The sequence below is a fragment of the Marinobacter sp. genome, from assembly GCF_044799475.1.
In the GTDB taxonomy this organism is placed as follows: domain Bacteria; phylum Pseudomonadota; class Gammaproteobacteria; order Pseudomonadales; family Oleiphilaceae; genus Marinobacter.
This window is the reverse complement of sequence record NZ_CP085217.1, coordinates 2,640,987-2,666,439: the sequence shown is the minus strand read 5'-3', so window position 1 is coordinate 2,666,439 and position 25,453 is coordinate 2,640,987. Positions and strand designations below refer to the sequence as shown.

Sequence of the window (25,453 nt, the reverse complement as noted above, 5' to 3'; positions counted from 1 at the left end):
TCATTCCTGGAAAATCAGACCGGAGAATTTTTCGGTACCCAGGGCATCGACACATTCCATCACATCGTCTCCGGTCACTTCGCCAAAGGGCACACCAAGGACCACCTGATCGGCATAGCGAACCAGAATCCGTGCCTCGGCACTTCCGTGGAAGGGAGGCGCGTTGATGACAATGCAGCGGTCCGGGTAGCGTCCGCGAAGCTCAGACATCAGATCCCGCATTCTTACCGCCGAAAAAAGCTCAACCGCGGAAGACGCCTGGGTGCCGGCTGGAATAACCGTGAGGCGGTCCACGCCACTGGGATAGAGAATGTCTTTTATGCCCAGGGCGCCGTCCGCGACATAATCCGTCACGCCATGTTCCATGGCCGTGGACACCAGGCCCGGCAGGTCCCGGTTGTAGGGGTCACAGTCAACGAGCAGTGCGGAGGTGTGGGCATCCATGGCAAAGGAAGCCGCCAGGTTGTAGGCCGTCAGAACGGACACCTGCCCCTCCCCGAGCCCTGAAAGCATCATGGTGAAGTTGTCTTCCTCGTCGCTGGCACGGTTTCTTAGCTGAATCCGCACATCCCGGTAGGCTTCGAGAATCGCCTTGTCCGTCATGCCGGGATGAATGATCTTGCGTTCCCGCAGTTGCTCACGGCTCCATGGCCTGGGATTGCCAATCATGCCAAGGGTAACGGCCGAGTCGAAGACAGTGGGTGGGTGATCTTCCTGATCAGCATTAATCCTGGTGAACTCTTCGCTGGTGCCACCAGCCCCGGCAAAAGGACGCTCGGTGCGAAATTCATTGTCCGACCGCGCCTCGCCGCTTTTAAGCGCCATTTGTCTGCGCTCTTCCTGGCTTTTCAATAGCGCGTTGTAGAGCTTGCTTTCGTCCATCGGTTACCCCTGGTTCCCGAAAAGTGCCGTCAGTTTGTCGACCAGCTGTTCGGGTTGAACCCCCATAACACTGAACACCAGTACGGCAAGGTATCCCACCATGAAGATCGCCAGCAGTACTGCCAGGGAAATCACATCCTTGCGCAAAAGCCGCTCTTTCCAGGTGCTGCTGTAATGAGGTATTGAGGCCAGCACCGGAATGGACTCCGGCAGCGCCTGCTGAAGAGCCCGTGGGGAGCGGATCCGTTGGTCAAGCAACACCAGCAGGGTCAGCAGGCCCAGCACCATTCCGCTGCCGAGGAACGGTCCGGCGACGCCGACCTGGTAAAGCTGCAGCCCGTCCCACTTGGTGGGGTAGGAAGCCGGCTCCTGAATGCGGTAACTGATGCCTTCCCCCTGAACATCCAGGGTCATGGACAGGCGCGCCCTTTCCCGGCGCTGGAGCATGTCTTCATAGACGCCCCGGGTGACATTGTAGTCACGAGTCAGATCTGAAAGGTCTGCCTGATTTTCGGCCACGCGTTCCGAGCGCTCAAAGGCTTCATCAAGCAGGCGTTCCAGGGACGCAAGACGGTTCCGTTTCACTTCCAGTTGGGTGCGGGCTTCACCTAGCTGAAGTTTGAGAGCTTCATAGGCGGGGTTTTCCATGACTTCCGTCACGGCGCCCTCTCTTTCGGAATCGTCCCCGTCCTTTATCTGAGCCTCGAGATCTTCTATCTGGCCGGTGATGCTGACTATATCCGGATGGCGGTCGTGATAACGCAGGCGCAGTGAGTTCAGCTCCTGGCGCAGGCTCGCCAGGCGGCGCGCAGCAGAGGACTGGCCGGGATTAATGGTAACCCGGCGCACCGGTTCTTCCTGGGCCAGCTGCTGCTGGGTCAGTTGGACCTCGGATTCCACCTGCTGGATTTCCAGCTTGAGATTCTCGATGGACGCCCTGAGGCTCTCAATGCGGGACTGAACACTGCCTTCGCTACCATCCTGGTTAGCGGACTTGAACTCTTTCAGTCGCTGCTCTGCCTGCTCCAGCTGGCGCTGATAGGACTGGACCTGGGAATCAATGAACTCAAACGCGCCTCTGCTCTCAGCACGCTTCTTGGTTACGGTGCGCTCAATGAAGCGACTCAGAGCCGCGCTCAGCACCTGAAATGACCGCTGCGGATCGTTGCTGCGATAGGTGAGTTCCAGAAAAGTCCGATTTGAAATGCTGAGGTTCAGGCTATTCCTTAACCCTCCAATCACAGCATTCTGCTCGGAATCCGTCTCCTTGCCCTGCATGAGACCGGCATCAACGGCCACCTGCTCAAGAAAACTGCGGCTCTGCAGCATTTCCCGGGCCTCGTTAACCCGGTCAATCTGGGTAACCTCGGCCTGCCCCTGAAGCAACGGCTTCAGGATGTTGGACTGATCTGCATAAAGCAGGGCTTCGGAGGTGTAGGTTTTGGGTACCACATAACCATAAGTCAGTACGCCCGCCGTCACCAGCATGAATACAACCGCGGCACTCACCCGGTACCGGTAGAGTTCAAGCTTGACTGCCCGGAGGGTGTCGAGAATGAACTGGATATCCATCAGAGCTCTCCCCGGAACAGTTGCTTGCGGGGAACGCTGATGATGTCGCCGGGCTGCAGATCGTAGTTGAAGCTCATGTTGCCTTCTTCAAGAATGGCATCCAGGTCAAGATCGAACGCTTTGTACCCTTCGGCAGTCTCACGATGAAGAACCGCACGGCTATCGGCAGCAAAGTCAGTCGTGCCACCGGCCTGCAATATCAGATCCAGCACCGTCATGCCGGGCCGGAAGGGAGTGGACTGTGGCGAAGCCACCTGTCCGGTTATGCGAACCCGGTTGCGGAATTCCTTGCTGACCGGGTTGGTGACCATCACGGTCACTTCGGGGCTGCGGATGAGTTCGCCAAGAGCTGTTTCAATTTCATCCGCAAGAACCTCGGGCTTTTTGTCTTCGGCCTTGACGTCCCCCATCAGTGGCATGGAGATATAGCCGTCCGGGCGCACGACAATGCTCTGACTGAGCTCGGGATTTCGCCACACATGGATGGACACGTTGTCGCCCACGCCGATCCGGTAGGGCTCGGCTTCCGTCTCGGTAAGCGCCGGCGAATCTGCCGATGACAGAACCGAGCAGCCCCCCAGAATCACGGCCAGAAACACAACCAGTCCGACCCGAACGCTTTTAAAGTTGTACATAGAACTCTCCAGACCTTTTCTGTGTATCCCGGTTTTCATCAACGAACCCCTTTACCCAGCAGAATCACCTCCACGGTCTGGATCATGATGAGAAAATCCATCAGCAGACTGCGGTTCTTCGAGTAATACAGGTCGTACTCGAGCTTGCCCCGGGCATCCTCAACGGAAGCCCCATAGGGATATTTAAGCTGCGCCCAACCCATCAGGCCAGGTTTTACATAGTGTCTTGTGTCATAAAACGGAATCTTTTCCCTCAGTTCGGAAACAAACTCCGGCCGCTCGGGCCTGGGGCCAACAATGCTCATCTCGCCCTTGATGACGTTGTAGAGCTGGGGCAGCTCGTCCAGGCGGGTGTTCCTGATAAAGGCGCCAACGCGGGTAACCCGGTTGTCATTTGCGGAGGCCCATTTCGCCTTGCCATCTTTCTCCGCATCCTGCCGCATGCTCCGGAACTTGTAGATGCGGAATTCCTTTCCCAGGGTACCTACCCGCGCCTGGCTATAAAGGATAGGGCGGCCCGTCTCCAGGAAAACAGCAACCGCGGTAAGGATGATGAACGGCAACATGATGAGAAACAGCGTGAGGCTGATGGCCAGGTCTGCGACCCGCTTGCCCAGGGCCCGGCTTCTGGAGGGCCTGAAGCCCTCGGAAAACACGATCCATGAGGGGTGCACCAGATCCAGTCTGGCCTTTTTCAGTTCACGCTCGTAAAAGTCTATGGCACTGGTAACAGCGACACCACGGAGCTTGCACTCCATCAATTCGGGGACCGGCAGCCAGCCTCCCTCAGTCCGGCGACGCTCCTGCTGGGCAACCACGATTTCCGATATTCTGTTTTCCCTGCAGAATTTATAGAAGTCTTCCGGCACCGGCAGCTTCATGTCATCCGGAACCCGGGAGTCAGCAGTGTCAGGGATACAGCCTATGATCCGGACACCCAGCGCGCGAAGGTTCTGCTGATACTCGTCGAGCAGCGCCGATGCGTGATCGCCACAGCCCAGGATAACCACCCGCCGGGTCAGCTGCTCCGAATCCACCAGGCGGAGAAATACCAGCCGCATGAGCACCACACTGACGGAGCCGAGCAAGACCGCCACAAGCAGATTGGTTCTGCCAGGGTCGATCGCAGGGACAAGGGCGTAGAGCACGATCAGGCCGACACCGCCCACCAGGCAGTAGGCCACCAGAGTCCGGAAAAACAGCGAGGCAACGTTCTCATGGAACATGGCAATGTAGCCGCCCATGGCCAGAGTGCCGCAGCTCAGAACCAGGGCAAAGAGAACCGGAGCCAGGAGGTTCGCGGGAATGGGTTCGTGGGTTATTCCGGCAAGGTCCAGCACCACCGTCAGCATGGAGAAGATGGCGAACAGAACCCCGAATTCCAGCATGGCCAGCAGAAGGTAGGGGATATGGAGATAGTGCTTTCTGAAGCGTATGTATGACAAAAACAAATTCCTTGTCGTCTACCCTGAAGATCGGCGACGGCCTGACCAGTACATTGGATAAGGGTGCCAGGAGTTAAAATCCCATTAACTCGCAAAGCATTCTGCACCCAGGATGGTGCAACCTCAATACATTTGTGTCCTTTTGTAACAATCTTTTACATTGATTTCCACCATGAGGCGTAATTGTAAGTTCGTGATTGTTTTTGCAATCTCATTGAGTGAAACTTGCCCACATGTTTAATGGTTTGACCCGTCTTTAACGGTTTGAAAAGGGTAAGGAGTACCCATGAACAGGCACACCGGCCATCAGCCTGATGGGAACGAACAGGTTTTTTCTGCTTCCCGTGCAGAATCTCCCCTGCATGCGATGAGTATAGACGTGGAGGATTACTTTCATGTTGCGGCCCTCTCCGGTGTAATCCGCCCGAATCAGTGGGCCTCCCTGCCCTCCCGGGTGGAGCAGAATACCGAGCGGCTGCTGGAGCTTTTCGACCGCCATGATGTGCGGGCCACGTTTTTTGTTCTGGGCTGGGTTGCGGACCGCTACCCCGACCTGATCCGGAAGCTGGCCGATCACGGCCACGAGATCGCCTCACACGGGTACAGCCATCAGCTGATCTACAACCAGACGCCCGAGGTTTTTCGCGAGGAAACCATCCGGTCGAAAGGACTACTGGAGGACATCATCCAGAAGCCAGTGACGGGTTACCGGGCGGCCAGCTATTCCATAACGAAGGATTCACTCTGGGCCCTGGACATCCTGGCGGAGCTGGGTTTTGAATGGGACTCCAGCATCTTTCCCATCCGCCACGACCGCTACGGCATACCGGATTCCCCACGGGCACCCTACACCATCGAGACCGCCCAGGGCCGCGAGCTCAGGGAATTCCCGCTGACCACGGCGAAGCTTCTGGGAGTTACTCTGCCAGCCGCAGGCGGGGGCTATTTCAGGCAGTTCCCCTACCCCCTGTTCCGCTATCTTTTCCGGCGGGCCTCGGAAGGTGGCACCAGGCCCCAGATGTTCTACCTGCACCCCTGGGAAATTGACCCTGACCAGCCCCGTTACAATAACGCCAGTTGGTTTTCCCGGTTTCGCCACTATACGAATCTTGACCAGTGTTATGGCCGACTTGAGCGTTTGCTGACGGATTTCCGCTTCGGCACCGTCAGCGAGAGCTATAATTCCTGGGAACCTGACAAGACCATCCTGAGAGCCAACGAGATGATCCGGCTGGCGTAATTGCCCCGGACAGGGATCAACAATGTATCTGGAACACTTTGGACTCCACAGACACCCCTTCCGGATTACCCCGGAAGACGATTTCATCTACATGAGTCAGCAGCACTCCCGGGCCTATGTTTACATGTCATCGGCCATCTGGAGCCCGGAAGGCTTTGTTGTCATCAGCGGTGAGATAGGCTCCGGCAAGACCACTCTTCTGAAGAAGACCATTCGCAATCTGGATGGCAACCTCAAGCTGCTGAATATTTCCTACACCAACCTTGAGTCCAAAGACCTCTTCGGACTTATTCTCCGGAAGGCCGGACTGAAGATTGAGAGCGACAGCAAGGTGGCCATGCTGTTTCAGATAAGCGAATACCTGCAGAAGATGGCGGAAGCAGGCACACCAGTGGTGCTGGCCATAGACGAAGCCCAGAACCTGACCCGGGAAAACCTGGAGGACATCCGCATGCTGACCGGGATGGAGGGCATGGGCGGCCCTTCAATGCGGGTCATCCTGCTTGGCCAACCGGAACTTAAGCAGGGGGTCACCTCGATTCCCCAGCTTTCACAACGGGTGAAGCTGTTTTTCCACCTGGAAGGGCTGACTCTCAAGGAAACCACGGAATACATTGATTACCGGCTACTGGTGTCCGGGCACGCCGGCAATCAGCTTTTTGACAGTGATACGGTGAAAGAGATTCACCATCTGAGCAAGGGCATACCCCGGCTGATCAACAAGCTCTGTGACGGCATGATGATGTGCGCCTATTCTGAGGACCGGCCTTTTCTCGACCCCTACGACCTGCAGGGTATCCGCAAGGATCTGCTTGGCGAGGACACTCCCCTCAATCCTCCTGCAGCAGCTCAGGCCAGGAAAGGCCAGCGCACCCCGGCCGGCGGTGAGTCCGGTCGGCCGAAAGGAGGTTCTGGTTCTGGTTCTGGTTCTGGCTCCGCCGCCGAAGCCCTGATGCGGATAGCCGAGGTGCTGGAGCGGATCGAGGCCAAGCTGGATGCCGGAAACCCGCCCACCCTCTCAGATACCGGAGAGCGCAGGGAGTCATCGGATAACGTGAAGCCCCTCTCTCCCAACCGGAACAGGAAGAAGTAGACGGCACCCCTTTACTAAGGAGTAGCAGAGTAAGCGGACAGGTCCTGGAGGCAGCGCACCTGCACCATCGGCCCATACCGGATGGCACGGCAATAAGCCTCGCCCCCCGCAAGAGTGGTCGCAATGGGAACTTTTCTTCTCAGCGCTGACTTGCGTAACCCCGCGGACGCGATGGTGGCGGCGCGGCCCTCGCTGGTATTGATGATCAGCTGTACCTCACCATTCATGATGGCATCCACCACGTTGGGGCGGCCTTCTTCCAGCTTTCTCAGCCAGCCTACGACCAATCCGTGCTCCAGCAGATAATCCCTGGTGCCGGTGGTCGCAACCAGATCAAACCCCCACTCAGCCAGTGACCTGGCCACGGCCACCACCCCGGCCTTGTCTTCATCCCGCACGGAAATGAACGCAGTACCCGATACCGGCAGACATTCCCCCGCCGCCAGTTCCGCCTTGGCAAAGGCCTCATCAAAGCTGTCACCAATGCCCATCACCTCGCCGGTGGACTTCATCTCCGGACCCAGGATGGGGTCCACCGCCGGGAACTTGTTGAACGGGAACACGGATTCCTTCACGGCGTAGTAGCTCGGCACGATTTCCTTCGTGAAGCCCTGGTCCGCCAGGGAGGTGCCCGCCATGCAGCGTGCACCTATGCGGGCCAGGGAGACACCTATGGCCTTGGACACGAAGGGCACGGTGCGCGAGGCTCTGGGGTTCACCTCGATCACGTAGACCTTCTCATCCTGCCAGGCCAGCTGGACGTTCATCAGGCCGACCACGTTCAGTTCCAGTGCCATTTTGCGGACCACATCCCGCATCTCGTCCTGCACGGCGGCGGGCAGCGAATACGGCGGCAGGGAGCAGGCGGAATCGCCTGAGTGCACCCCGGCCTGTTCTATGTGCTGCATGATGCCGCCGATGACCACCTGCTGTCCGTCACAGACAGCGTCTATGTCCACTTCGATGGCGGCATTGAGGAAGTGATCCAGCAGCACCGGGCTGTCGTTGGACACCAGCACGGCGTTGCGCATGTAGCGCACCAGCTCCTGCTCGTCGTAGACGATTTCCATGGCCCGGCCGCCCAGTACGTAGGAGGGGCGCACCACCAGCGGGTAGCCGATCTCGCGGGCGGCAATGATGCCTTCCTCGTGGCTGCGCACGGTGGCGTTCTCCGGCTGCAGCAGGTCCAGCTTCTGGATCATGTGCTGGAACCTTTCCCGGTCCTCGGCCCGGTCGATGGCGTCCGGGCTGGTGCCGATGATGGGCACGCCGGCGGCTTCCAGGCCCCGGGCCAGCTTGAGCGGGGTCTGGCCGCCGTACTGGACGATCACGCCCTTCGGCTTTTCGACGTGGATGATTTCCAGCACGTCTTCCAGGGTGATGGGCTCGAAGTACAGCCGGTCGGAGGTGTCGTAGTCGGTGGACACGGTCTCCGGGTTGCAGTTGATCATGATGGTCTCATAGCCATCCTCGCGCATGGCGAGGGCGGCGTGGACGCAGCAGTAGTCGAATTCGATGCCCTGGCCGATGCGGTTGGGGCCGCCACCGATGACCACGATCTTGTCCCGGTCGGTGGGTGCGGCCTCGCACTCCTCTTCGTAGCTGGAGTACATGTAGGCGGTGGAGGAGGCAAACTCGGCGGCGCAGGTGTCCACCCGCTTGTAGACCGGGCGGATGCCCAGGTCGTGGCGCAGCCTGCGCATCTCGGCTTCGGGCACCCCGACCAGTTTTGCCAGACGGCCGTCGGAGAAGCCCTTGCGCTTGAGGCGGAACAGGCTGGCGTGATCCAGGCTGTCCCGGCCATCGATCCTGAGCTTCGCTTCCTCGCGGATCAGGTCCTCGATCTGCACCAGGTACCAAGGGTCCACTCTGGTGTGCTGGAACACCTCGTCCACGGTCATGCCGCGGCGGAAGGCGTCGCCTATGTACCAGATGCGCTCGGCGCCGGGGACGTTGAGTTCCCGGATCAGGGTGTCCTGGCCGTCGGCGGTGGTGAGGTCGACCATTTCCTCGAAGCCCTCGGAGCCCACTTCCAGGCCACGGAGGGCTTTCTGGAGGGATTCCTGGAAGGTGCGGCCGATGGCCATGACCTCACCCACCGATTTCATCTGGGTGGTCAGACGGGCGTCGGCCTGGGGGAACTTCTCGAAGGTGAACCGCGGGATCTTGGTGACCACGTAGTCGATGGACGGCTCGAACGAGGCCGGGGTGGTGCCGCCGGTGATGTCGTTCTGCAGTTCGTCCAGGGTGTAGCCCACCGCCAGCTTGGCGGCCACTTTCGCAATGGGGAAGCCGGTGGCCTTGGAGGCCAGCGCGGAGGAGCGGGACACCCTGGGGTTCATCTCGATCACCACCATGCGCCCAGTGTCCGGGTTGATGCCGAACTGGACGTTGGAGCCGCCGGTTTCGACGCCTATCTCACGCAGCACCGCCAGTGAGGCGTTGCGCATGATCTGGTATTCCCGGTCGGTCAGGGTCTGGGCCGGGGCCACGGTGATGGAGTCGCCGGTGTGCACGCCCATGGCATCGAAGTTCTCGATGGCGCAGACGATGATGCAGTTGTCCTTGCGGTCCCGCACCACTTCCATTTCATATTCTTTCCAGCCGATCAGGGATTCGTCGATCAGCAGTTCCCGGGTGGGGGACAGATCCAGACCCCGGTTGCAGATTTCCTCGAATTCGTCCCGGTTGTAGGCGATGCCGCCGCCGGAGCCGCCCATGGTGAAGGAGGGCCGGATGATGCAGGGGAAGCCGATGCTGTCCAGCACCTGAAAGGCTTCTTCCATGGAGTGGGCCATGGCGGCCCGGGGGCATTCCAGGCCGATGGACTTCATGGCCTGGTCAAAGCGTTCCCGGTCCTCGGCCTTGTCGATGGTGTCGGCGTTGGCGCCGATCATTTCCACCCCGTGCTCCGCCAGCACACCGTGCTTCTCGAGATCCAGCGCGCAGTTCAGCGCGGTCTGGCCGCCCATGGTGGGCAGCAGGGCATCGGGTTTCTCGCGCTCGATGATCCGGGCCACGGTTTCCCAGGTGATCGGCTCGATGTAGGTGGCGTCCGCCATGACCGGGTCGGTCATGATGGTGGCGGGGTTGGAGTTCACCAGGATCACCCGGTAACCCTCTTCCCGCAGGGCCTTGCAGGCCTGGGCCCCGGAGTAGTCGAACTCGCACGCCTGGCCTATGACGATGGGGCCGGCACCCAGGATCAGGATGCTTTTGATGTCGGTACGTTTTGGCATGGTGGGCAATGCTGCCATCAAAAAAGTGGGGGCGGATCTGAAAAATCCGCCCCCACTTTATAGCACATCAGCTTCTGCTTGCACCGTGCATCGACTGGATAACGACACGCCCTGCCTAGATAACAAAAAGCTCCACAAACTCGTGAACCGGCGTCTGCTCCAGTTTTTTCTGGTCCTTGCACAGCTCGAAAATCTGCCGGCTGCGCTGGCCAGGAAAGCGGGTCGCCAGGTTGTTCTGGAACTTCTTCTCAAGCAGCGGGATGCCCTCCTCCCGGCGGCGGCGATGACCTATGGGGTATTCCACCTCCACTTTCTCGGTCTTGCTCCCGTCGTTGAAGAACACCTGGATGGCATTGGCAATGGAACGCTTGTCCTGCTCCAGGTATTCCCGGCTGTAGCGCTCATCTTCCTCCACTTCCATCTTCTCCCGGACCTCATCGATGATGGGGTTCTCTTCGTGGAAGCTGTCTTCGTAGTGCTCAGCGGTGAGATTGCCGAAGATCAGGGGCACTGCGGCCATGTACTGCAGGCAGTGATCCCGGTCCGCCGCGTTGGCCAGTTTGCCTTCCTTGGAAATAATCCGGATGGCTGATTCATGGGTAGTGATCACGATTTTGTCGATCTCATCCAGCCGGTCTTTTACCGCGGGATGCAGTTTGACGGCCGCTTCTGCCGCAGTCTGGGCGTGAAACTCTGCCGGGAAGGAAATCTTGAAGAGCACGTTTTCCATTACATAGGAGCCGAAGTCCTGGGGCAGGGAAAACTGGCGTTTGTCTTCCGGCTTGACCTTGAGATCCTTATTGGTGGTGCTGAACAGCACATCGTAGAAGCCCCATTGGGATGCCGTCAGAACGCCCGGAATGCCCATTTCGCCCCGCATGGCAATGTCGGCCAGACGCACGGCACGGGAAGTGGCATCCCCTGCCGCCCAGGACTTGCGTGAACCCGCGTTGGGCGCATGACGATACGTCCGCAGGGCCTGGCCATCGGCCCAGGCGTGGGACAAGGCGGACAGCAGCTGGTCACGAGTCGCACCCATGAGCTTGGCGGTGACGGCGGTGGATGCAACCTTGACCAGAACCACGTGGTCCAGACCCACCCGATTGAAGGAGTTCTCCAGTGCAATAACCCCCTGGATCTCATGAGCCATAATCATGGCTTCCAGCGCCTGGTGCACGGTCAGGGGGTCTTTGCCCTGGGCAACACGTTTCTGGGACAGGTGGTCGGCCACGGCCAGGATGGCGCCCAGGTTGTCAGATGGATGGCCCCATTCAGCAGCCAGCCAGGTGTCGTTGTAGTCCAGCCAGCGGATGATGCAGCCAATGTCCCAGGCGGCCTTCACCGGATCCAGCCGATGTTGCGTGCCGGGCACCCGTGCGCCGTGGGGTACTATCGTTCCTTCCACAATCGGACCGAGGTGTTTGGTGCACTCGGGAAAACGCAGGGCCAGCAGCCCGCAGCCGATTGTGTCGATCAGGCAGTTGCGGGCCGTGTCCCAGGCTTCGTCGCTGTCTATTCTGTACTCGAGGACGTAGTCCGCGATTTTCTGCAGGACGTCGTCGTAGTCGGGGCGTTCGTTGGTGTCTACGTTGCTGCTCATGGCGTTCTCCTTTCCTGTTTATGGGTTAGGGTCTTGCCGCGGAAAGACAGGGGTCAGATCAAGCGTGATCTGACCCCGAACTCCCGCTCACTCGGGCAGGGTCACAGATGGGGTCAGATCAGGCTTGATCTGACCCCGGCTTCACGTCGGTGGCCAATCAGCCCGTGAAGGAATCACCGGGAATGCGCACCCAGCCTTCCATCAGTATTCTGGCACTACGGCTCATTACGGCCTTGTTGACGCACCAGCTTCCGCTTATTTGACTGGCTTCGGCGCCTACCTTCAGTGTGCCTGAGGGGTGCCCGAAACGCACGGCGGTGCGGTCTCCGCCGCCTGCGGCCAGGTTGACCAGGGTTCCGGGAATCGCTGCTGCGGTACCGATGGCAACCGCCGCTGTACCCATCATGGCGTGGTGGAGTTTGCCCATGGACAGGGCTCGCACCAGCAGGTCGACCTCACCTGCTTCCACCTTTTTGCCGCTGGAGGAGACGTAATCCGCCGGCTTCGCCACGAAAGCCACTTTCGGAGTGTGCTGGCGGGCGGCCGCTTCTGCCACATCCCTGATCAGGCCCATTTTTACTGCTCCGTGAGCGCGGATAGCTTCGAACCTTGCCAGAGCTTCCGGGTCACCATTGATGGCGCCCTGCAGTTCCGTGCCGTTGTAGCCTATGTCCTCGGCATTCACAAAAATGGTGGGTATGCCTGCATTGATCATGGTGGCCTTCAGGGTGCCAACGCCGGGTACTTCCAGATCGTCCACCAGGTTGCCGGTGGGGAAAATGGCGCCCTCCCCGTCTGCCGGGTCCATGAATTCCACCTGTATTTCTGCTGCCGGGAAAGTCACGCCATCCAGCTCGAAATCACCGGTTTCCTGCACCTCGCCATTGGTGATGGGCACATGGGTGATAATGGTTTTCTTGATGTTGGCCTGCCAGATGCGGACGGTGCAGGTGCCGTTTTGTGGAATGCGATCGGCCGGCACCAGTCCCGCGTTGATGGCGAAGGCGCCCACCGCCGCCGAAAGATTGCCGCAGTTGCCGCTCCAGTCCACAAAGGGTTTGTCGATGGAGACCTGGCCGAACAGGTAATCGACGTCGTGGTCCGGCTGGGTGGACTCAGCCAGGATGACCGTCTTGCTGGTGCTGGAGGTAGCCCCGCCCATGCCGTCAATCTGTTTTTCGTAGGGGTCTGGGCTGCCGATGACGCGCAGCAGCAGCTTGTCCCGTGCTGCACCGGGGATCCGGGCGGCTTCGGGCAGGTCCTTGAGGCTAAAGAACACGCCTTTGCTGGTGCCGCCGCGCATGTAGGTGGCGGGGATTCTGATTTGGGGTAGGTTGCTCACTTTCGGGTTGCCCTCTTTAAGATTTGTTGGCCGCGGAATCCGTGGCTAGACAGGGGTCAGATCAGGCGTGATCTGACCCCGGACTCCCGGGGGCCTGACGCAGGGGCCTGACCCCGGACTCCCGGTCACTCAGGCAGGGGTCAGATCAGGCTTGATCTGACCCCGCACTCGTCAGGCTGCGGTGGTGGACTCCAGGAAGTCCTGGGCGAACCGCTGCAGCACGCCGCCGGCTTTGTAGATTTCCAGTTCCTCGGCGGTGTCGAGGCGGCAGATCACCGGTACCCGCTCGGTGTCACCATTTTTGCGGTGGATCACCAGGGTGAGCTCGGCGCGGGGAGACGGTGTGCCTTCCACATCGAAGGTTTCGGTGCCGTCGATGCCCAGCGTCTTGCGGGTGATGCCTTCCTGGAACTGCAGGGGCATTACGCCCATGCCCACCAGGTTGGTGCGGTGAATGCGTTCGAAGCCTTCCGCCACTATGGCTTCCACTCCAGCCAGTGCGACGCCCTTGGCGGCCCAGTCCCGTGAGGAGCCCTGGCCGTAATCGGCGCCGGCGATGATGATCAGCGGCTGCTTGCGTTCCATATAGGTTTCAATGGCTTCCCACATGCGGGTGACCTTGCCTTCCGGCTCGATCCGCGCCAGTGAGCCCTGCTTCACCTTGCCGTTTTCATCCAGAACCATTTCGTTGAACAGCTTCGGGTTGGCGAATGTGGCGCGCTGGGCGGTCAGGTGATCCCCGCGGTGGGTGGCGTAGGAGTTGAAGTCTGCCTCCGGCACGCCCATTTTATGCAGATATTCACCAGACGCACTGTCCATCAGGATCGCGTTTGACGGCGACAGGTGGTCGGTGGTGATGTTGTCCGGCAGAACCGCCAGCGGGCGCATGCCCTTGAGGGCTTTCTCGCCAACCATGCCACCTTCCCAATAGGGTGGACGGCGGATATAGGTGCTCTGCGGCCGCCAGTCGTACAGCGGCTTGACCATTGTCCGTGCATCTTTGGTGAGGTCGAACATGGGGATATAGACATCCCGGAACTGTTGCGGCTTCACGCTCTTTTTGACGATGGCGTCGATTTCTTCATCGCTCGGCCAGATGTCCTTCAGGGTGATGGGCTTGCCATCAGCGTCGTAACCCAGCGCGTCTTTCTCGATGTCGAAACGGATGGTGCCGGCAATGGCATAGGCCACCACCAGCGGTGGCGACGCAAGGAAGGCCTGTTTGGCGTAGGGGTGAATGCGACCATCGAAGTTGCGGTTACCGGACAGCACGGCGGTGGAGTAGAGGTCACGGTCCATGATTTCCTGCGCGATCTTCGGATCCAGCGCACCGCTCATGCCGTTGCAGGTGGTGCATGCGAAAGCCACCACCCCGAAACCGAGGTCTTCCAGTTCGCTGAGCAGGTCGGCTTCTTCCAGATACATTTTGACGGTTTTCGAACCGGGCGCCAGGGAGGACTTCACCCAGGGCTTGCGGGTCAGGCCCAGTTTGTTGGCATTGCGGGCGATCAGGCCGGCAGCCACCATGTTGCGGGGGTTGCTGGTGTTGGTGCAGCTGGTGATGGCGGCAATGATCACCGCGCCATCGGGCATTTTGCCCTCTTCGTTTTCCACCGTACCGGAAATTCCGCGGGCGGCCAGATCAGCTGTCGGCAGCAGAGCATGGGGGTTGGATGGGCCCGCCAGGGTCCGGGGAACAGACGAGAGGTCGAATTTCAGGACGCGCTCGTATTCCGCATCTTTGAGGCTGTCGGCCCACAGGCCAGTGTGCTTTGCAAACTGCTCCACCAGTTTCACCTGGTCGTCGTCGCGGCCGGTCAGGGTAAGGTAGTCGATGGTCTGGCCGTCTATGTAGAACATGGCAGCAGTTGCGCCGTATTCCGGTGTCATGTTGGAGATGGTGGCACGATCACCAACGGTCAGGCTATCGGCGCCCTCTCCGTAAAACTCCAGGTAGGCGCCAACCACCCGCTCTTTGCGCAGGAATTCGGTCAGGGCCAGCACCATGTCGGTGCTGGTAATGCCTGGCTGCAGTTTGCCCGTCAGTTCAACGCCCACGATGTCCGGCAGGCGCATCATGGAGGCACGACCCAGCATCACACTCTCGGCCTCCAGGCCGCCAACGCCGACGGAGATAACGCCCAGGGCGTCCACCATCGGGGTGTGGCTGTCGGTGCCGACACAGGTATCCGGAAAAGCAACGCGCTTTCCTTCTCCATCCGGCTGAACCTGGATCACCGGCGACATCTTTTCCAGATTGATCTGGTGCATGATGCCGTTGCCGGGCGGAATGACATCCACATTCCGGAACGCGGTTTTGGTCCAGTTGATGAAGTGGAACCGGTCGTCGTTGCGGCGGTCTTCGATCTGGCGGTTCTTTTCGAAGGCATCCTTCTCAAAGCCGGCGTGTTCGACAGCCAGGGAGTGATCCACGATCAGCTGGGTGGGCACCACCGGGTTCACCCTGGATGGATCTCCACCCTTCTCCGCAATGGCATCCCGCAGGCCGGCCAGGTCCACCAGCGCGGTCTGGCCAAGGATGTCATGGCAGACCACCCGCGCCGGGTACCAGGGAAAGTCCATGTCCCGCTGGCGCTCGATCAATTGCCTGAGAGAGTCGGTCAGCATGGCCGGATCACAGCGGCGTACCAGCTGTTCCGCCAGGATGCGGGAGGTGTAGGGCAAGGTGTCGTAAGCGCCAGACTGGATGTCTTCCACGGCCTGGCGGGTGTCAAAATAGTCCAGGTCGGTGCCTGGGAGGTTCTTGCGGTATTGGGTGTTCATTTTGGGCTCTCTCAGGATGCTTTTTTTGCCGCGCAGACACGGGTCAGACAGGGGTCAGATCACGCTTGATCTGACCCCATACTCCCGGCCAGGCAGGGTCTTTGCCACGGAAAACACGGAAAACACGGAAGAAAAGAAAAATGATAATGGCTGTAGGTAACTCCAGGGTTCAAAGGTACCCGCCGCCAATTTCTCTTTTCTTTGTCAATTTTCCGTGTCCTTCCGTGGCTAATCATCTTTTATCTCCGCGTACTTCCGCGGATTCCGCGGCTAACAAATCCGCGGCCCCTGCTCAGACAGGGGTCAGATCACGCTTGATCTGACCCCATACTCCGGGGCCAGACAGGGGTCAGATCAGGCGTGATCTGACCCCGAATCACTTCAGTCACGCTCGTCGATCGGCACCCATTCCTGCTGGTCCGGGCCGGTGTATTCGGCGCTGGGGCGGATGATGCGGTTCTTTTCGCGCTGTTCTTTTACATGGGCGGTCCAGCCGCTGACCCGGGACATCACGAAGATGGGGGTGAACAGTTCGGTGGGGATCCCCATGAAGTGGTAGGCGGACGCGTGGAAGAAGTCGGCGTTGGCGAACAGCTTTTTCTCCCGGGACATGACTTCTTCAATGCGCTCGGAAATCTCGTAGAGCGACTCGTCCTTTGCTTCATCGGCCAGCTTTTTCGACCAGCCCTTGATGATGGCGTTGCGGGGGTCGCGCTCCTTGTAGACCGCGTGGCCGAAGCCCATGACCTTTTCCTTGCGCTCCAGCATCTTCATCAGCCCTTCTTCGGCTTCATCCGGTGTGCTGAATCTCTGGATCAGTTCCATGGCCGCTTCGTTGGCGCCGCCGTGCAGCGGGCCGCGGAGGGTGCCGATGGCGCCGGTTACAGCACTGTGAATGTCCGACAGGGTGGAGGCGCAGACCCGGGCAGCGAAGGTGGATGCATTAAACTCATGCTCGGCATACAGGATGAGGGAGACGTTCATGACCCGCTCATGCAGTTCGCTGGGAGCCTTGCCGTGCAGCAGCTCAAGGAAGTGGCCGCCGATGGAATCACTGTTGCTGTCGGTTTCGATGCGTTTGCCCTCGTGGGCGAAGCGATACCAGTAGCAGATGATGCCGGGGAAAGTCGCCAGCATGCGGTCGATCCTGTCGTCCTGCTCGCTGAAGTCTTTTTCCGTTTCCAGGTTGCCCAGCATGGAGCAGCCGGTGCGCATGACGTCCATGGGGTGGGCGTCTTTGGGAATCTGCTCCAGAACGGCCTTGAGCGGATCCGGGAGAGCCCGCAGTCCACTCAGCCTTTTCCGGTAGTCATCCAGTTCCTGGCGGTTGGGCAACTTGCCGCGAAGCAGCAGGTAGGCCACTTCTTCGAACTGGGCCTTGTCGGCGAGGTCGGTGATTTCGTAGCCCCGGTATCTCAGACCGGTGCCGCTCGCGCCCACGGTACACAGGGAAGTTTCACCCGCTACCTGCCCTCGCAGGCCCGCACTCGCAGATTGTTTCTCAGCCATGACTGTCTCCTGTTAGATTGTCTGTGATTTCCTGGCCCGGAAAACTCCGGGCCACATCAGCCTTTCTTCTGTTTAAACAGTTCGTCGAGTTTCTGTTCGAACTCGTGATAATTCAGGAATTCATACAGCTCCTTGCGGGTCTGCATGCTATCAACGACGTCTTTCTGATCGCCCTTCTCCAGAATGCTCTGGTAAACGTTGAGAGCGGCCTTGTTCATGGCGCGGAATGCACTCAGGGGATACAGAACCATATCTGCACCCGCTTCGCCAAGCTCCTTCCTGTTATACAGGGGTGTCGCACCGAATTCGGTGATGTTGGCCAGTAGCGGCACATTGAGGGCTTTGGCAAAGGCCGTGTAATGCTCAAGCTCGGTGACGGCCTCCGCGAAGATACCATCGGCACCGGCTTCGATGCAGGCCTGGGCACGGTCAATGGCGGCTTCAAGTCCTTCCTGCTGGAAGGCATCAGTGCGGGCCATGATGAAAAAGTCCTCGTCCTTCCGGGCGTCGACGCAGGCCTTGATGCGATCGACCATTTCCTCTTTTGACACTATGGCCTTGTTGGGCCGGTGGCCGCAGCGTTTCTGGGCCACCTGATCTTCAATATGAACCGCGGCAGCGCCGGCCTTTTCCATCTGCTGAATGGTCCGGGCAATGTTGAATGCCCCACCCCAGCCTGTGTCTATGTCCACCAGCAGAGGCACTGAGGTGGCATCGGTAATGCGGCGGACGTCTTCGATGACATCATTAAGGCTGGTAATACCCAGGTCCGGCAGGCCGTAGGACGCATTCGCCACACCACCGCCGGAGAGGTAAATCGCCTGATGCCCCACCTTCTCCGCCATCATGGCAGCGTAGGCGTTGACGGTGCCGACGATCTGGAGGGGTTTGTTGTCTGCAAGCGCCTTGCGAAAGCGTGCGCCGGCGGATGGTTGGTTGGTCATGGTGCTCTCCTTGGTTAACGATCCAGACCGGGGTCAGATCATGCTTGATCTGACCCCGGTGATGCATGCCGCGGGCCAAGACAGGGGTCAGATCAAGCGTGATCTGACCCCGACACTCCGGGTTCCGAGGCTAGACAGGGGTCAGATCAGGCTTGATCTGACCCCGGCGTTCCGCGGCTATTTATCAGATGTTCAGCACGCCTTCCCTGATTTTCTGTTCGATGTTTTTTCTGGCGGCGTTGATGTGGCGTTTCATCAGGAACTCCGCCAGTTCGCCGTCGCGCTGGGCGATGGCTTCGACGATTCTCCGGTGCTCTCCCAGGGCTTTCTGGGGACGGCCGGCGGAGGTGCTCAGGCGGTAGCGGTACATTCTCACCATGTAGTACAGATCACCCAGCAGCATCTGGGCAAGCTTGGCGTTCCGGCTGCCCGTGGCTATGCGGTAGTGAAAATCATAGTCGCCTTCACCCTGATAATAGGCCTGTCCCTGGGCAAGTTCGATCATTGTTTCGTGGCTGTCGAGGGTGGCCTGGAGGTCGGTGATTTCGGCATCGGTCATGCGTTCTGCAGCCTGGCGTGCCGCGAGCCCTTCCATGGCTTCCCGGATGTGGTAGAGCTCCACCAGTTCGGCGCCGCTGACGGAGACCACTTTGACCCCCGCATGGGGCCGCCGGATCAGAAGCCCTCTCGACTCCAGCCGGCCCAGAGCTTCCCGCAGAGGACCACGGGTGAGATTGAAACGTTCGCAGAGTTCCAGTTCTCCGATCTTTTCCCCGGGGGCAAGATCCCCTTTTACGATGGCCGTTTGCAGACAATCGAAGGCTTCATCGGCGCGGGTCTGGGAGTGAATCGTGGCGGCTGGCATAGGTTGTCGACAATATGAAGCAAATTTCGCTAAAAACTACTCTCGAATGCCCACTTTGTCAACAATCCACAGGTCATAGATCATACAGATTGTTGACATCCAGTCTCCCGACAGCCTTTTTGATCTCTCCCGTTCCCCGGGCAAGTCCGGTACACTTCAGTTTTCCAGCCTTTTGTCCTGAAATTCAAACTATTGATACTGAAAGGATGCCCAGATGATCAAAAAGTGCCTGTTTCCCGTTGCTGGTTATGGAACCCGGTTTTTACCCGCTACCAAAGCGATGCCCAAAGAGATCCTGCCGGTGGTCAACAAACCCCTGGTTCAGTATGGCGTTGAAGAAGCGTCGGAAGCAGGCATCCGGGAATTCGGATTTGTGACGGGCCGCGGCAAGCGCGCCATCGAGGATCACTTTGATATCAGCTATGAACTTGAGCACCAGATTGCCGGCTCCGGCAAGGAACATCTGCTGGACTCCATCCGGGAACTGATTGATAACAATTCCTTCGCCTTCACCCGCCAGAACGAGATGAAGGGTCTGGGCCATGCCATCCTGACCGGCCGCAACCTGATGGGCGACAATCCCTTTGCGGTGGTGCTTGCGGATGACCTCTGTGTTCCGGACGATGGCGACGAGGGGGTGCTGGCGCAGATGGTCAAGCTTTACAACCAGTTCCGCTGCTCCATCGTAGCCATCATGGAAGTACCGGCAGACCAGACTCACAAGTACGGCGTAATCGCCGGTGAATCAATGAAGGACGGCCTCTACAGAATCACCGACATGGTGGAAAAGCCGGCACCGGAAGATGCGCCGAGCAATCTGGCCATTATCGGCCGCTATATCCTCACCCCGGATATCTTCGACATCATCGAGCGGACCCCTGCGGGCAAAAACGGCGAAGTCCAGATCACTGACGCTCTGCTGGAACAGGCGAAGAATGGCTGCGTCCTGGCGTACCAGTTCCGGGGGCGGCGCTTTGACTGCGGCAGCATTGACGGTTTTGTTGAGGCGACCAACCACGTTTACGAACATATCTACAAGGCGGGTAAATAAAAGGCACTACCGCCCCAGCAACTGAAACACCATGCGCTGGTTTTCCGGCGAGGTATTGCGGAACCGGCGCAGCAGTTCTGCTTCCTTGTCGTTCAGTTGCAGACGGTTAATTTCCCGCTCCAGGTCCCTGAGTGACTCCGTGAGGTCACTGTCACTGCTGAACGCCAGGCCTGGCAGCTCCAGCTGGCCGGCGTCGGTTACGTCGCTGAAATCCAGCAGGACATCCAACGCAATTTCCGTTCTCAGGCAGAGATCCATCAGCTGATCGACGCCGGGATAGCGCCGCTGTTTGGGGTCAGATGCCTCCCAGGCAACAACCAGCGCTTCCTCTACATCACAGAGTTCGGCGATATCCGCCTGGGACAGCCTGCGCTCCTCCCGGAGCTGACCGAGACGCCGGTTAAATGACTGCATGTACCTCATGACGCGCTACCCCTGACCAGGCTGCACTGCCCGGTCCTGTTAAACATTACGGTAATCCTCGCCTTCCATGATCTGAACCTGCCATTCCCGTTCTGCGGCGAAGCCGGTTTCCAGTGGCCTCATGCGGGCGTGTTCGATGAGCTGTTTGCCGGCACGGCTGGCCATGGGCGTCTGGCGGCACAAAGCCTGAGCCCAGACCATGGCCGTGTTTATTATTTCTGCCGGCTCCGTCAGCTCGTCCACCAGGCCGATGCCAAGCGCCTGTTCTGCGGAGACAGGCGTCTCCATCAGAATCATCCGCTTGGCCCAGGGCTCGCCCACCAGGCGGGGTAGCAGCTGGGTACTGCCTCCGAATGGCAGAAGACCCTGGCTGCCGGCGGAAAAACGGAAAACCGCCAGGCTGCTGGTCAGCCGGAAATCACAGTTCAGGGCCAGAGACAGACCTTCATTGTGCGCATCCCCGTTAATGGCCGCAATCGTAACACCCGGGAAACGTCGGAGATTCCCGTAGGCCTGGGCAAAAAGCCGGCTCAGATTGGCACCGGTGAGCGGGTCTTCGGTCTCGAGAGCCAGGGGATCCAGCCCCAGGCTGAAACAGCTTTCGGGGGCGTCGTTTTCATTACGCTCTGCAGGGCTGTCGTCATTTCTTTTCCCGGTGATGATCAGGCAGCGGTTGGCGCTGTCCCTGGCCAGAGCCATGATCTGGCTGTTGAATTCCGTGAGTATTTCTTCGTTCCAGAGATTTCCCGGGCTTTCATCCAGCCTCAGTATCGCAATGCTGTCCTGGTTATCGACTCTCACCTGGCGTCCTTCTGCTAGTCTGGTGTAAATGAACCTTGCCAGCGGGCAGCATCAGGTGCGCTCGCAAAATTCTGCACAGGGTGACATTAACTCTGGTGCCAGGGTTTGGCAATTCAGTGAATCTTTCGCGGAGCCGTTCGTATAAAAGTCAGAGACTCTCAATCCATACACCTGCTACAGGCAACGTGAACATGGCAGAACAGTCCATTGATGCTTTATCGGCGTGGCAGCTGATTCTTGATGCAAAGGGCCGGGACTCGGTGACGCTCCCTCTCCCTGGCTCAGACACGCCGGCGCTTTCTCTGGGCACCGCTGGCGAAGACCCGAGCTGGAGCCTGCATCTTCCCGCGACAGCCGATGCAACCAGTCTGTTCAACCTGTTTCTGCCGCTGGTGCGGCCGTTTGCCGAGGGTCGGAGCCATCAGGTGGTAGGACAGATGGGACAGAGCCTCGATGGCCGGATAGCCACGGTCACCGGAGCTTCAAGATTCATCAACGGAGCAGATGGCATTACCCACCTGCACCGGCTGCGGGCGGTTTCCGAGGCGATTCTGGTGGGCGCGGGCACAGCAATGGAAGACAACCCCCGGCTGACGGTGCGCCTTGCCAGCGGGCCCAATCCGGTGCGGGTGGTAATCGACCCGCACCGAAGGGTGACGGAGACCCATCATCTGTTTACCGATGAGCAGGCCCCCACCCTCCGGCTGGTGGGTGGAGTAACCCGGCCGTCGTTCGAGTGGAAGATCCCGCCCACGGGGGTCCTGGACGTGCCCTGCCTTGGAACGCCTGGCCAGACGGCTGACCCGGGGCGGATCATTGAAATTCTGGCGAAGTTTGGACTCAGAAGGCTGTTTGTTGAAGGTGGAGGTCTTACCGTCTCATCCTTCATGAAAGCAGGGCTGCTGGACCGGCTTCATGTGATGGTGGCGCCCATGATCATTGGCAGTGGCCGGCCCGCCTTCTCCCTGCCGGAGGTGGAGACCCTGGACAAGGCCCTCTGGCCGAAGGCCCAGTTTATCAATCTTGGTTCCGATATGCTGTTCGACCTTGACCTGTCTGTACCGTCTCCCCTGTCTCGCCTGGCTCCCCTGTCTCCCCCCGCTTCCATGACTTCCCAGGCTTCCCGCGAAAACCGGTAACAAGTACCAGAACGCCCGGAAGGCTTGAGAGCAGAACCACCAGGCCATAGGCCACGCTCAGCACCACGCCCTGCTCAGCCGGCAGCCCCGCCATTGGCCACAGAACGGCCGCCACGCCTTCCCGCACACCCCAGCCTGCCACGGTCACCGGCAGCGTCATGGCCACCAGAAGACCGGCCACCAGCGGCAGAATCCTCTGCCAGTCAGTGACCATGGCGGGCTCCGTGCCGACGCCCGCCAGCCCCTGGGCCAGCAGCATGAATACCAGCAGGTAGCTGGCCACCACAAGGGTCGATGTCAGGGCCTGAATGGCCGCGGTGGGCCAGCCCAGCAGAGCCAGACGAAGATGACCCCCGAACCGCTGAAGGTAACGGACAAGGGGCTGGCGAAAAGCGATGACGAGGAACATCAGAGCCAGAATCACAAGGAGGGCAAACAGACCATTGCCCGAGCCATGTTCTGACAGGCTTCTGTGAGGAAGGGTGGAAAATGGCCAGAGCACTGTAAAAAGGCCGGCAGTGAGCAGGAGCAGCATCACCTGGCCGGACAGCCGCTCGATCACTACAGCATTGGCAGCTGCAAGCCGGTCCGGGGTTTTGCGGACCTGGCGCCAGGCCCGGTTGACGTCTCCCATGACGCCCCCTGGCAGCAGCTGGTTGAGGAAGGTGGCCAGATAATATTCCCGGATCGCGGTTGTCAGCCCCAGCTCAAGGCCAAGGCAGCCGGATGTATAGCGCCAGCGCCAGGCCGACAACGCCACCTGCACCAGGGTCACTGCCAGCGCGAGCGCCACGAAACCGGGATGGATCTGACTGAGCTGATTCAGCAGGGCCCGGGTATCAAGAAACAGCAGTACAACTGCAAGCAGAAGCAGCGTCGCCAGCCAGCGCAGAGCCAGCCTGACGCCCGGCCGCCGGGAAGCTGGCAAGGCGTCAGGCCCCAGAGGCCAGAACAGGCAGGGCCAGCAGATCCAGGTGCTTTACCCGGATGGCCAGTTCTCCCGATTCAGCCGCATGCCGGTGACGGGCCGCCCATTGATCAACGCGCACCTTCTGATCCGGGCGCTGCTCAACTGCCGCCTGCTGCCAGCCCTCAAGCAGGGCCAATTGCAATTTGCAGTCTTCTGCATCCAGGTGCCAGTCGCTGGATGCCAGCTTTACCTGGTAACCGGATGCTGTCATCCGGCTTTCCAGCTCCAGCGGTGCGGCAGGGCCCAGAGCCGCGCCCTCCCCCTTGTTGCCCTGCTGGTGAGAATTGATCAAACCCACTATCCACTGGTCATCCGGATGCGGTGGACTGAGGCGGAACTCTCCGGCATAGGAAAGGGTCACCAGTAGCCCCGACTGGGCTTTGGCAACGTAATCGCATAGCGCCTGCAGCCAGGCCGGAGTCACCAGATCAATCAGGGCGGAGGCTACAACCAGGTCCGGTTCCGGTGGCAGGTGGCGGGCAAAGCCTTCACTGGATAGACGGGACTGCAGACAGGAAACCGACCCACCAGAGGGCACATCGGACAGCTGCTGCCCGCAGATCGCGAGCAGATCGGCGTCCTGATCCACCAGCAGCCAGCGTGCGTCGCCGGGCAATCCAGGGCCCAGGTAGCGAAAATTGGATCCGCTGCCGGCGCCCAGATCCACCACCTGCGGCGAGCTTCTGCCCTGCAGCCAGCGTGCGGCCATGGCTGTGAGTTCGGCATTCCGGGACCGGTGGTCCGCTGGCTCCCGCAGGGTCAGCCAGTTCTCCTCAAAGCGGCTTGGATCAGACCGGCTATCAGCCAGGCTCTCCCGCAGGCTATGAACCGCTGCCTGAAAGTCTTTCCCCGCCATGCTCCAGGAGCGCAGATTTGCGGCTGTAGCCAATGCCTGCTCCCGCAGGCGGGCAAGCCGCTCAGGAGTTTTCAGAAGAGCCGCCAGAATGTCCCGCAGCTGCAGAACATCACCGGCCGGGTAAAGCTCGACACCGGCCCTGCGGGCAGTGTCCGCAAGGGCTCCGCCATCGGAGGAAACAACCGGAAGGCCCTGGGCCAGGGCTTCGTCGATCACCATGCCGTAGCCCTCGTAGAGCGAAGGCAATACAAAGAGGTCAGCCTCCCGCCAAGCCTGGTTCAGGGCATCCTGATCCAGCTCCCCGCTCAGGATTATCCGTTCTGCCAGGCCGGTTTCCGCCAGCATGGACCTGAGGCGGGCAGAGTATTCCGGCTGCCTGTCAGGGGATCCTGCAAGCGTACAGTGCCAGCCAGGATGTTCCAGCTGCTTCAGAGCCTCCACCAGGTGGTGCTGGGCCTTTCTTGCGCACAGGGTGCCGACACACAGGATCCTGACCGGTCCCCCGGAACTCCCTCCGCTGCCGTAGCTTCTATGTCGGCTGCCAGCCGGGGCCGGGGGTACAGGCGGCACTCCGGGTTCAATCACCCTGATGTTGCCGGGCTCAACCTCATAATCTTTCAGTTGGCGGACGGTGTGCTCACTGGTGGCAATAACCCCATGGACCTGCTGCAGAGCCCTTTTCTCGGAAGAAAAGAGCTGAGCGCGGGTCTGGGGATCAAGGCCTGTTTCCAGCGCCAGGGGATGGTGCACCAGTGCGATCATCTTCAGGCGCTGGCGGTGCTCTGCCAGGGGCTCGGGAAGTCCACCCATGGCGAGGCCATCCAGTATCACAACAGCTCCGTCCGGCAGGCTGCGCAGTGCGCTGTTCATGGCCTCCCTGGCCATGTCGTCAGCAAGGGGGAAATGCCCGGCAAGGCCTTGCAGTTCCACCGGCTGACCCAGTTCTCGCAGGGTACGGGCTATCTGTCGGACATATTCGTAACCGCCTGTACGCTGATCAGGGCTGCCGGGCACCAGCAGATTCCAGGGCCGGGCAGCTGGCGTTTCTCTCTCGGAGCTCACC

18 protein-coding genes and 1 pseudogene are annotated in these 25,453 nt (G+C 59.8%); 4 read left to right on the top strand and 15 right to left on the bottom strand.

Annotated features, from left to right (window positions below; translation table 11 throughout):
- Genes LG327_RS12360 through LG327_RS12345 form a run of 4 tightly spaced genes read right to left on the bottom strand, consistent with a single transcriptional unit; the run spans window position 1 to window position 4,534 of the window.
- On the bottom strand, window positions 1–882 hold the full coding sequence (locus tag LG327_RS12360; RefSeq protein ID WP_404362207.1) for a polysaccharide biosynthesis protein: 882 nt from the start codon (window positions 880–882) through the stop codon (window positions 1–3).
- 3 nt (window positions 883–885) lie between these two features.
- The gene (locus LG327_RS12355) at window positions 886–2,454 is read right to left on the bottom strand and encodes an XrtA system polysaccharide chain length determinant (RefSeq protein WP_404362206.1); all 1,569 of its coding nucleotides are present in this window, start codon (window positions 2,452–2,454) and stop codon (window positions 886–888) included.
- Window positions 2,454–3,089, bottom strand: coding sequence for an XrtA/PEP-CTERM system exopolysaccharide export protein (locus tag LG327_RS12350; RefSeq protein ID WP_404362205.1), 636 nt, complete (start codon window positions 3,087–3,089; stop codon window positions 2,454–2,456). Before LG327_RS12350 ends, LG327_RS12355 begins: the two co-directional genes overlap by 1 nt.
- A 38-nt stretch (window positions 3,090–3,127) precedes the next feature.
- The gene (locus tag LG327_RS12345; protein ID WP_404362203.1) at window positions 3,128–4,534 is read right to left on the bottom strand and encodes a TIGR03013 family XrtA/PEP-CTERM system glycosyltransferase; all 1,407 of its coding nucleotides are present in this window, start codon (window positions 4,532–4,534) and stop codon (window positions 3,128–3,130) included.
- A 286-nt stretch (window positions 4,535–4,820) separates the two neighbouring features.
- Here LG327_RS12345 and LG327_RS12340 point away from each other — a divergent pair, with 286 nt between their 5' ends.
- Together LG327_RS12340 and LG327_RS12335 are read left to right on the top strand one after the other, a co-directional pair.
- Window positions 4,821–5,774, top strand: a complete 954-nt coding sequence (locus LG327_RS12340) for an XrtA system polysaccharide deacetylase (protein ID WP_404362201.1) — start codon at window positions 4,821–4,823, stop codon at window positions 5,772–5,774.
- Between the two features lie 22 nt (window positions 5,775–5,796).
- A complete protein-coding gene (locus LG327_RS12335; protein WP_404362200.1) occupies window positions 5,797–6,867 on the top strand; it encodes an ExeA family protein in 1,071 nt (356 codons plus the stop codon).
- Window positions 6,868–6,881: 14 nt separating this feature from the next.
- Here LG327_RS12335 and carB read toward each other — a convergent pair whose 3' ends face one another.
- From carB to LG327_RS12300, 7 genes are all read right to left on the bottom strand, one after another.
- A complete protein-coding gene (gene carB, locus LG327_RS12330; protein WP_404362198.1) occupies window positions 6,882–10,106 on the bottom strand; it encodes a carbamoyl-phosphate synthase large subunit in 3,225 nt (1,074 codons plus the stop codon).
- Window positions 10,107–10,221: 115 nt separating this feature from the next.
- Window positions 10,222–11,706: a 2-methylcitrate dehydratase gene (gene prpD, locus LG327_RS12325; protein ID WP_404362196.1), complete on the bottom strand. Its 1,485-nt coding sequence runs from the start codon at window positions 11,704–11,706 to the stop codon at window positions 10,222–10,224.
- Window positions 11,707–11,863: 157 nt separating this feature from the next.
- Window positions 11,864–13,048, bottom strand: coding sequence for a 2-methylaconitate cis-trans isomerase PrpF (prpF, locus tag LG327_RS12320; RefSeq protein ID WP_404362195.1), 1,185 nt, complete (start codon window positions 13,046–13,048; stop codon window positions 11,864–11,866).
- Between the two features lie 171 nt (window positions 13,049–13,219).
- Entirely contained in the window at window positions 13,220–15,832 is a 2,613-nt protein-coding gene (gene acnD, locus LG327_RS12315) for a Fe/S-dependent 2-methylisocitrate dehydratase AcnD (RefSeq protein ID WP_404362194.1), read from the bottom strand.
- Between the two features lie 381 nt (window positions 15,833–16,213).
- A complete protein-coding gene (gene prpC, locus LG327_RS12310; RefSeq protein ID WP_404362192.1) occupies window positions 16,214–17,341 on the bottom strand; it encodes a 2-methylcitrate synthase in 1,128 nt (375 codons plus the stop codon).
- A 56-nt stretch (window positions 17,342–17,397) separates the two neighbouring features.
- Window positions 17,398–18,285, bottom strand: coding sequence for a methylisocitrate lyase (gene prpB, locus LG327_RS12305; RefSeq protein WP_404362190.1), 888 nt, complete (start codon window positions 18,283–18,285; stop codon window positions 17,398–17,400).
- A gap of 184 nt (window positions 18,286–18,469) precedes the next feature.
- Window positions 18,470–19,150: a GntR family transcriptional regulator gene (locus LG327_RS12300; protein ID WP_404362188.1), complete on the bottom strand. Its 681-nt coding sequence runs from the start codon at window positions 19,148–19,150 to the stop codon at window positions 18,470–18,472.
- A 214-nt stretch (window positions 19,151–19,364) separates the two neighbouring features.
- On the opposite strand from LG327_RS12300, the gene galU reads away from it, so the two are divergent.
- Window positions 19,365–20,201: a UTP--glucose-1-phosphate uridylyltransferase GalU gene (galU, locus tag LG327_RS12295; RefSeq protein ID WP_404362186.1), complete on the top strand. Its 837-nt coding sequence runs from the start codon at window positions 19,365–19,367 to the stop codon at window positions 20,199–20,201.
- 6 nt (window positions 20,202–20,207) lie between these two features.
- Here the strand turns inward: galU and LG327_RS12290 are convergent, their stop codons facing one another.
- Both LG327_RS12290 and LG327_RS12285 read right to left on the bottom strand, forming a co-directional pair.
- Window positions 20,208–20,615, bottom strand: a complete 408-nt coding sequence (locus LG327_RS12290; protein ID WP_404362185.1) for a helix-turn-helix transcriptional regulator — start codon at window positions 20,613–20,615, stop codon at window positions 20,208–20,210.
- 48 nt (window positions 20,616–20,663) lie between these two features.
- Window positions 20,664–21,425, bottom strand: coding sequence for an enoyl-CoA hydratase-related protein (locus LG327_RS12285; protein WP_404362183.1), 762 nt, complete (start codon window positions 21,423–21,425; stop codon window positions 20,664–20,666).
- Window positions 21,426–21,616: 191 nt separating this feature from the next.
- Here LG327_RS12285 and LG327_RS12280 point away from each other — a divergent pair, with 191 nt between their 5' ends.
- Complete coding sequence (locus LG327_RS12280; protein ID WP_404362181.1) at window positions 21,617–22,564, top strand: RibD family protein; 948 nt, start codon at window positions 21,617–21,619, stop codon at window positions 22,562–22,564.
- A gap of 79 nt (window positions 22,565–22,643) precedes the next feature.
- Here the strand turns inward: LG327_RS12280 and LG327_RS12275 are convergent.
- Window positions 22,644–23,492: pseudogene (locus LG327_RS12275) on the bottom strand (YbhN family protein); the annotation flags it as partial.
- 4 nt (window positions 23,493–23,496) lie between these two features.
- On the bottom strand, window positions 23,497–25,452 hold the full coding sequence (locus tag LG327_RS12270; protein WP_404362179.1) for a glycosyltransferase: 1,956 nt from the start codon (window positions 25,450–25,452) through the stop codon (window positions 23,497–23,499).
- Between the last annotated feature and the right edge of the window lies 1 nt (window position 25,453).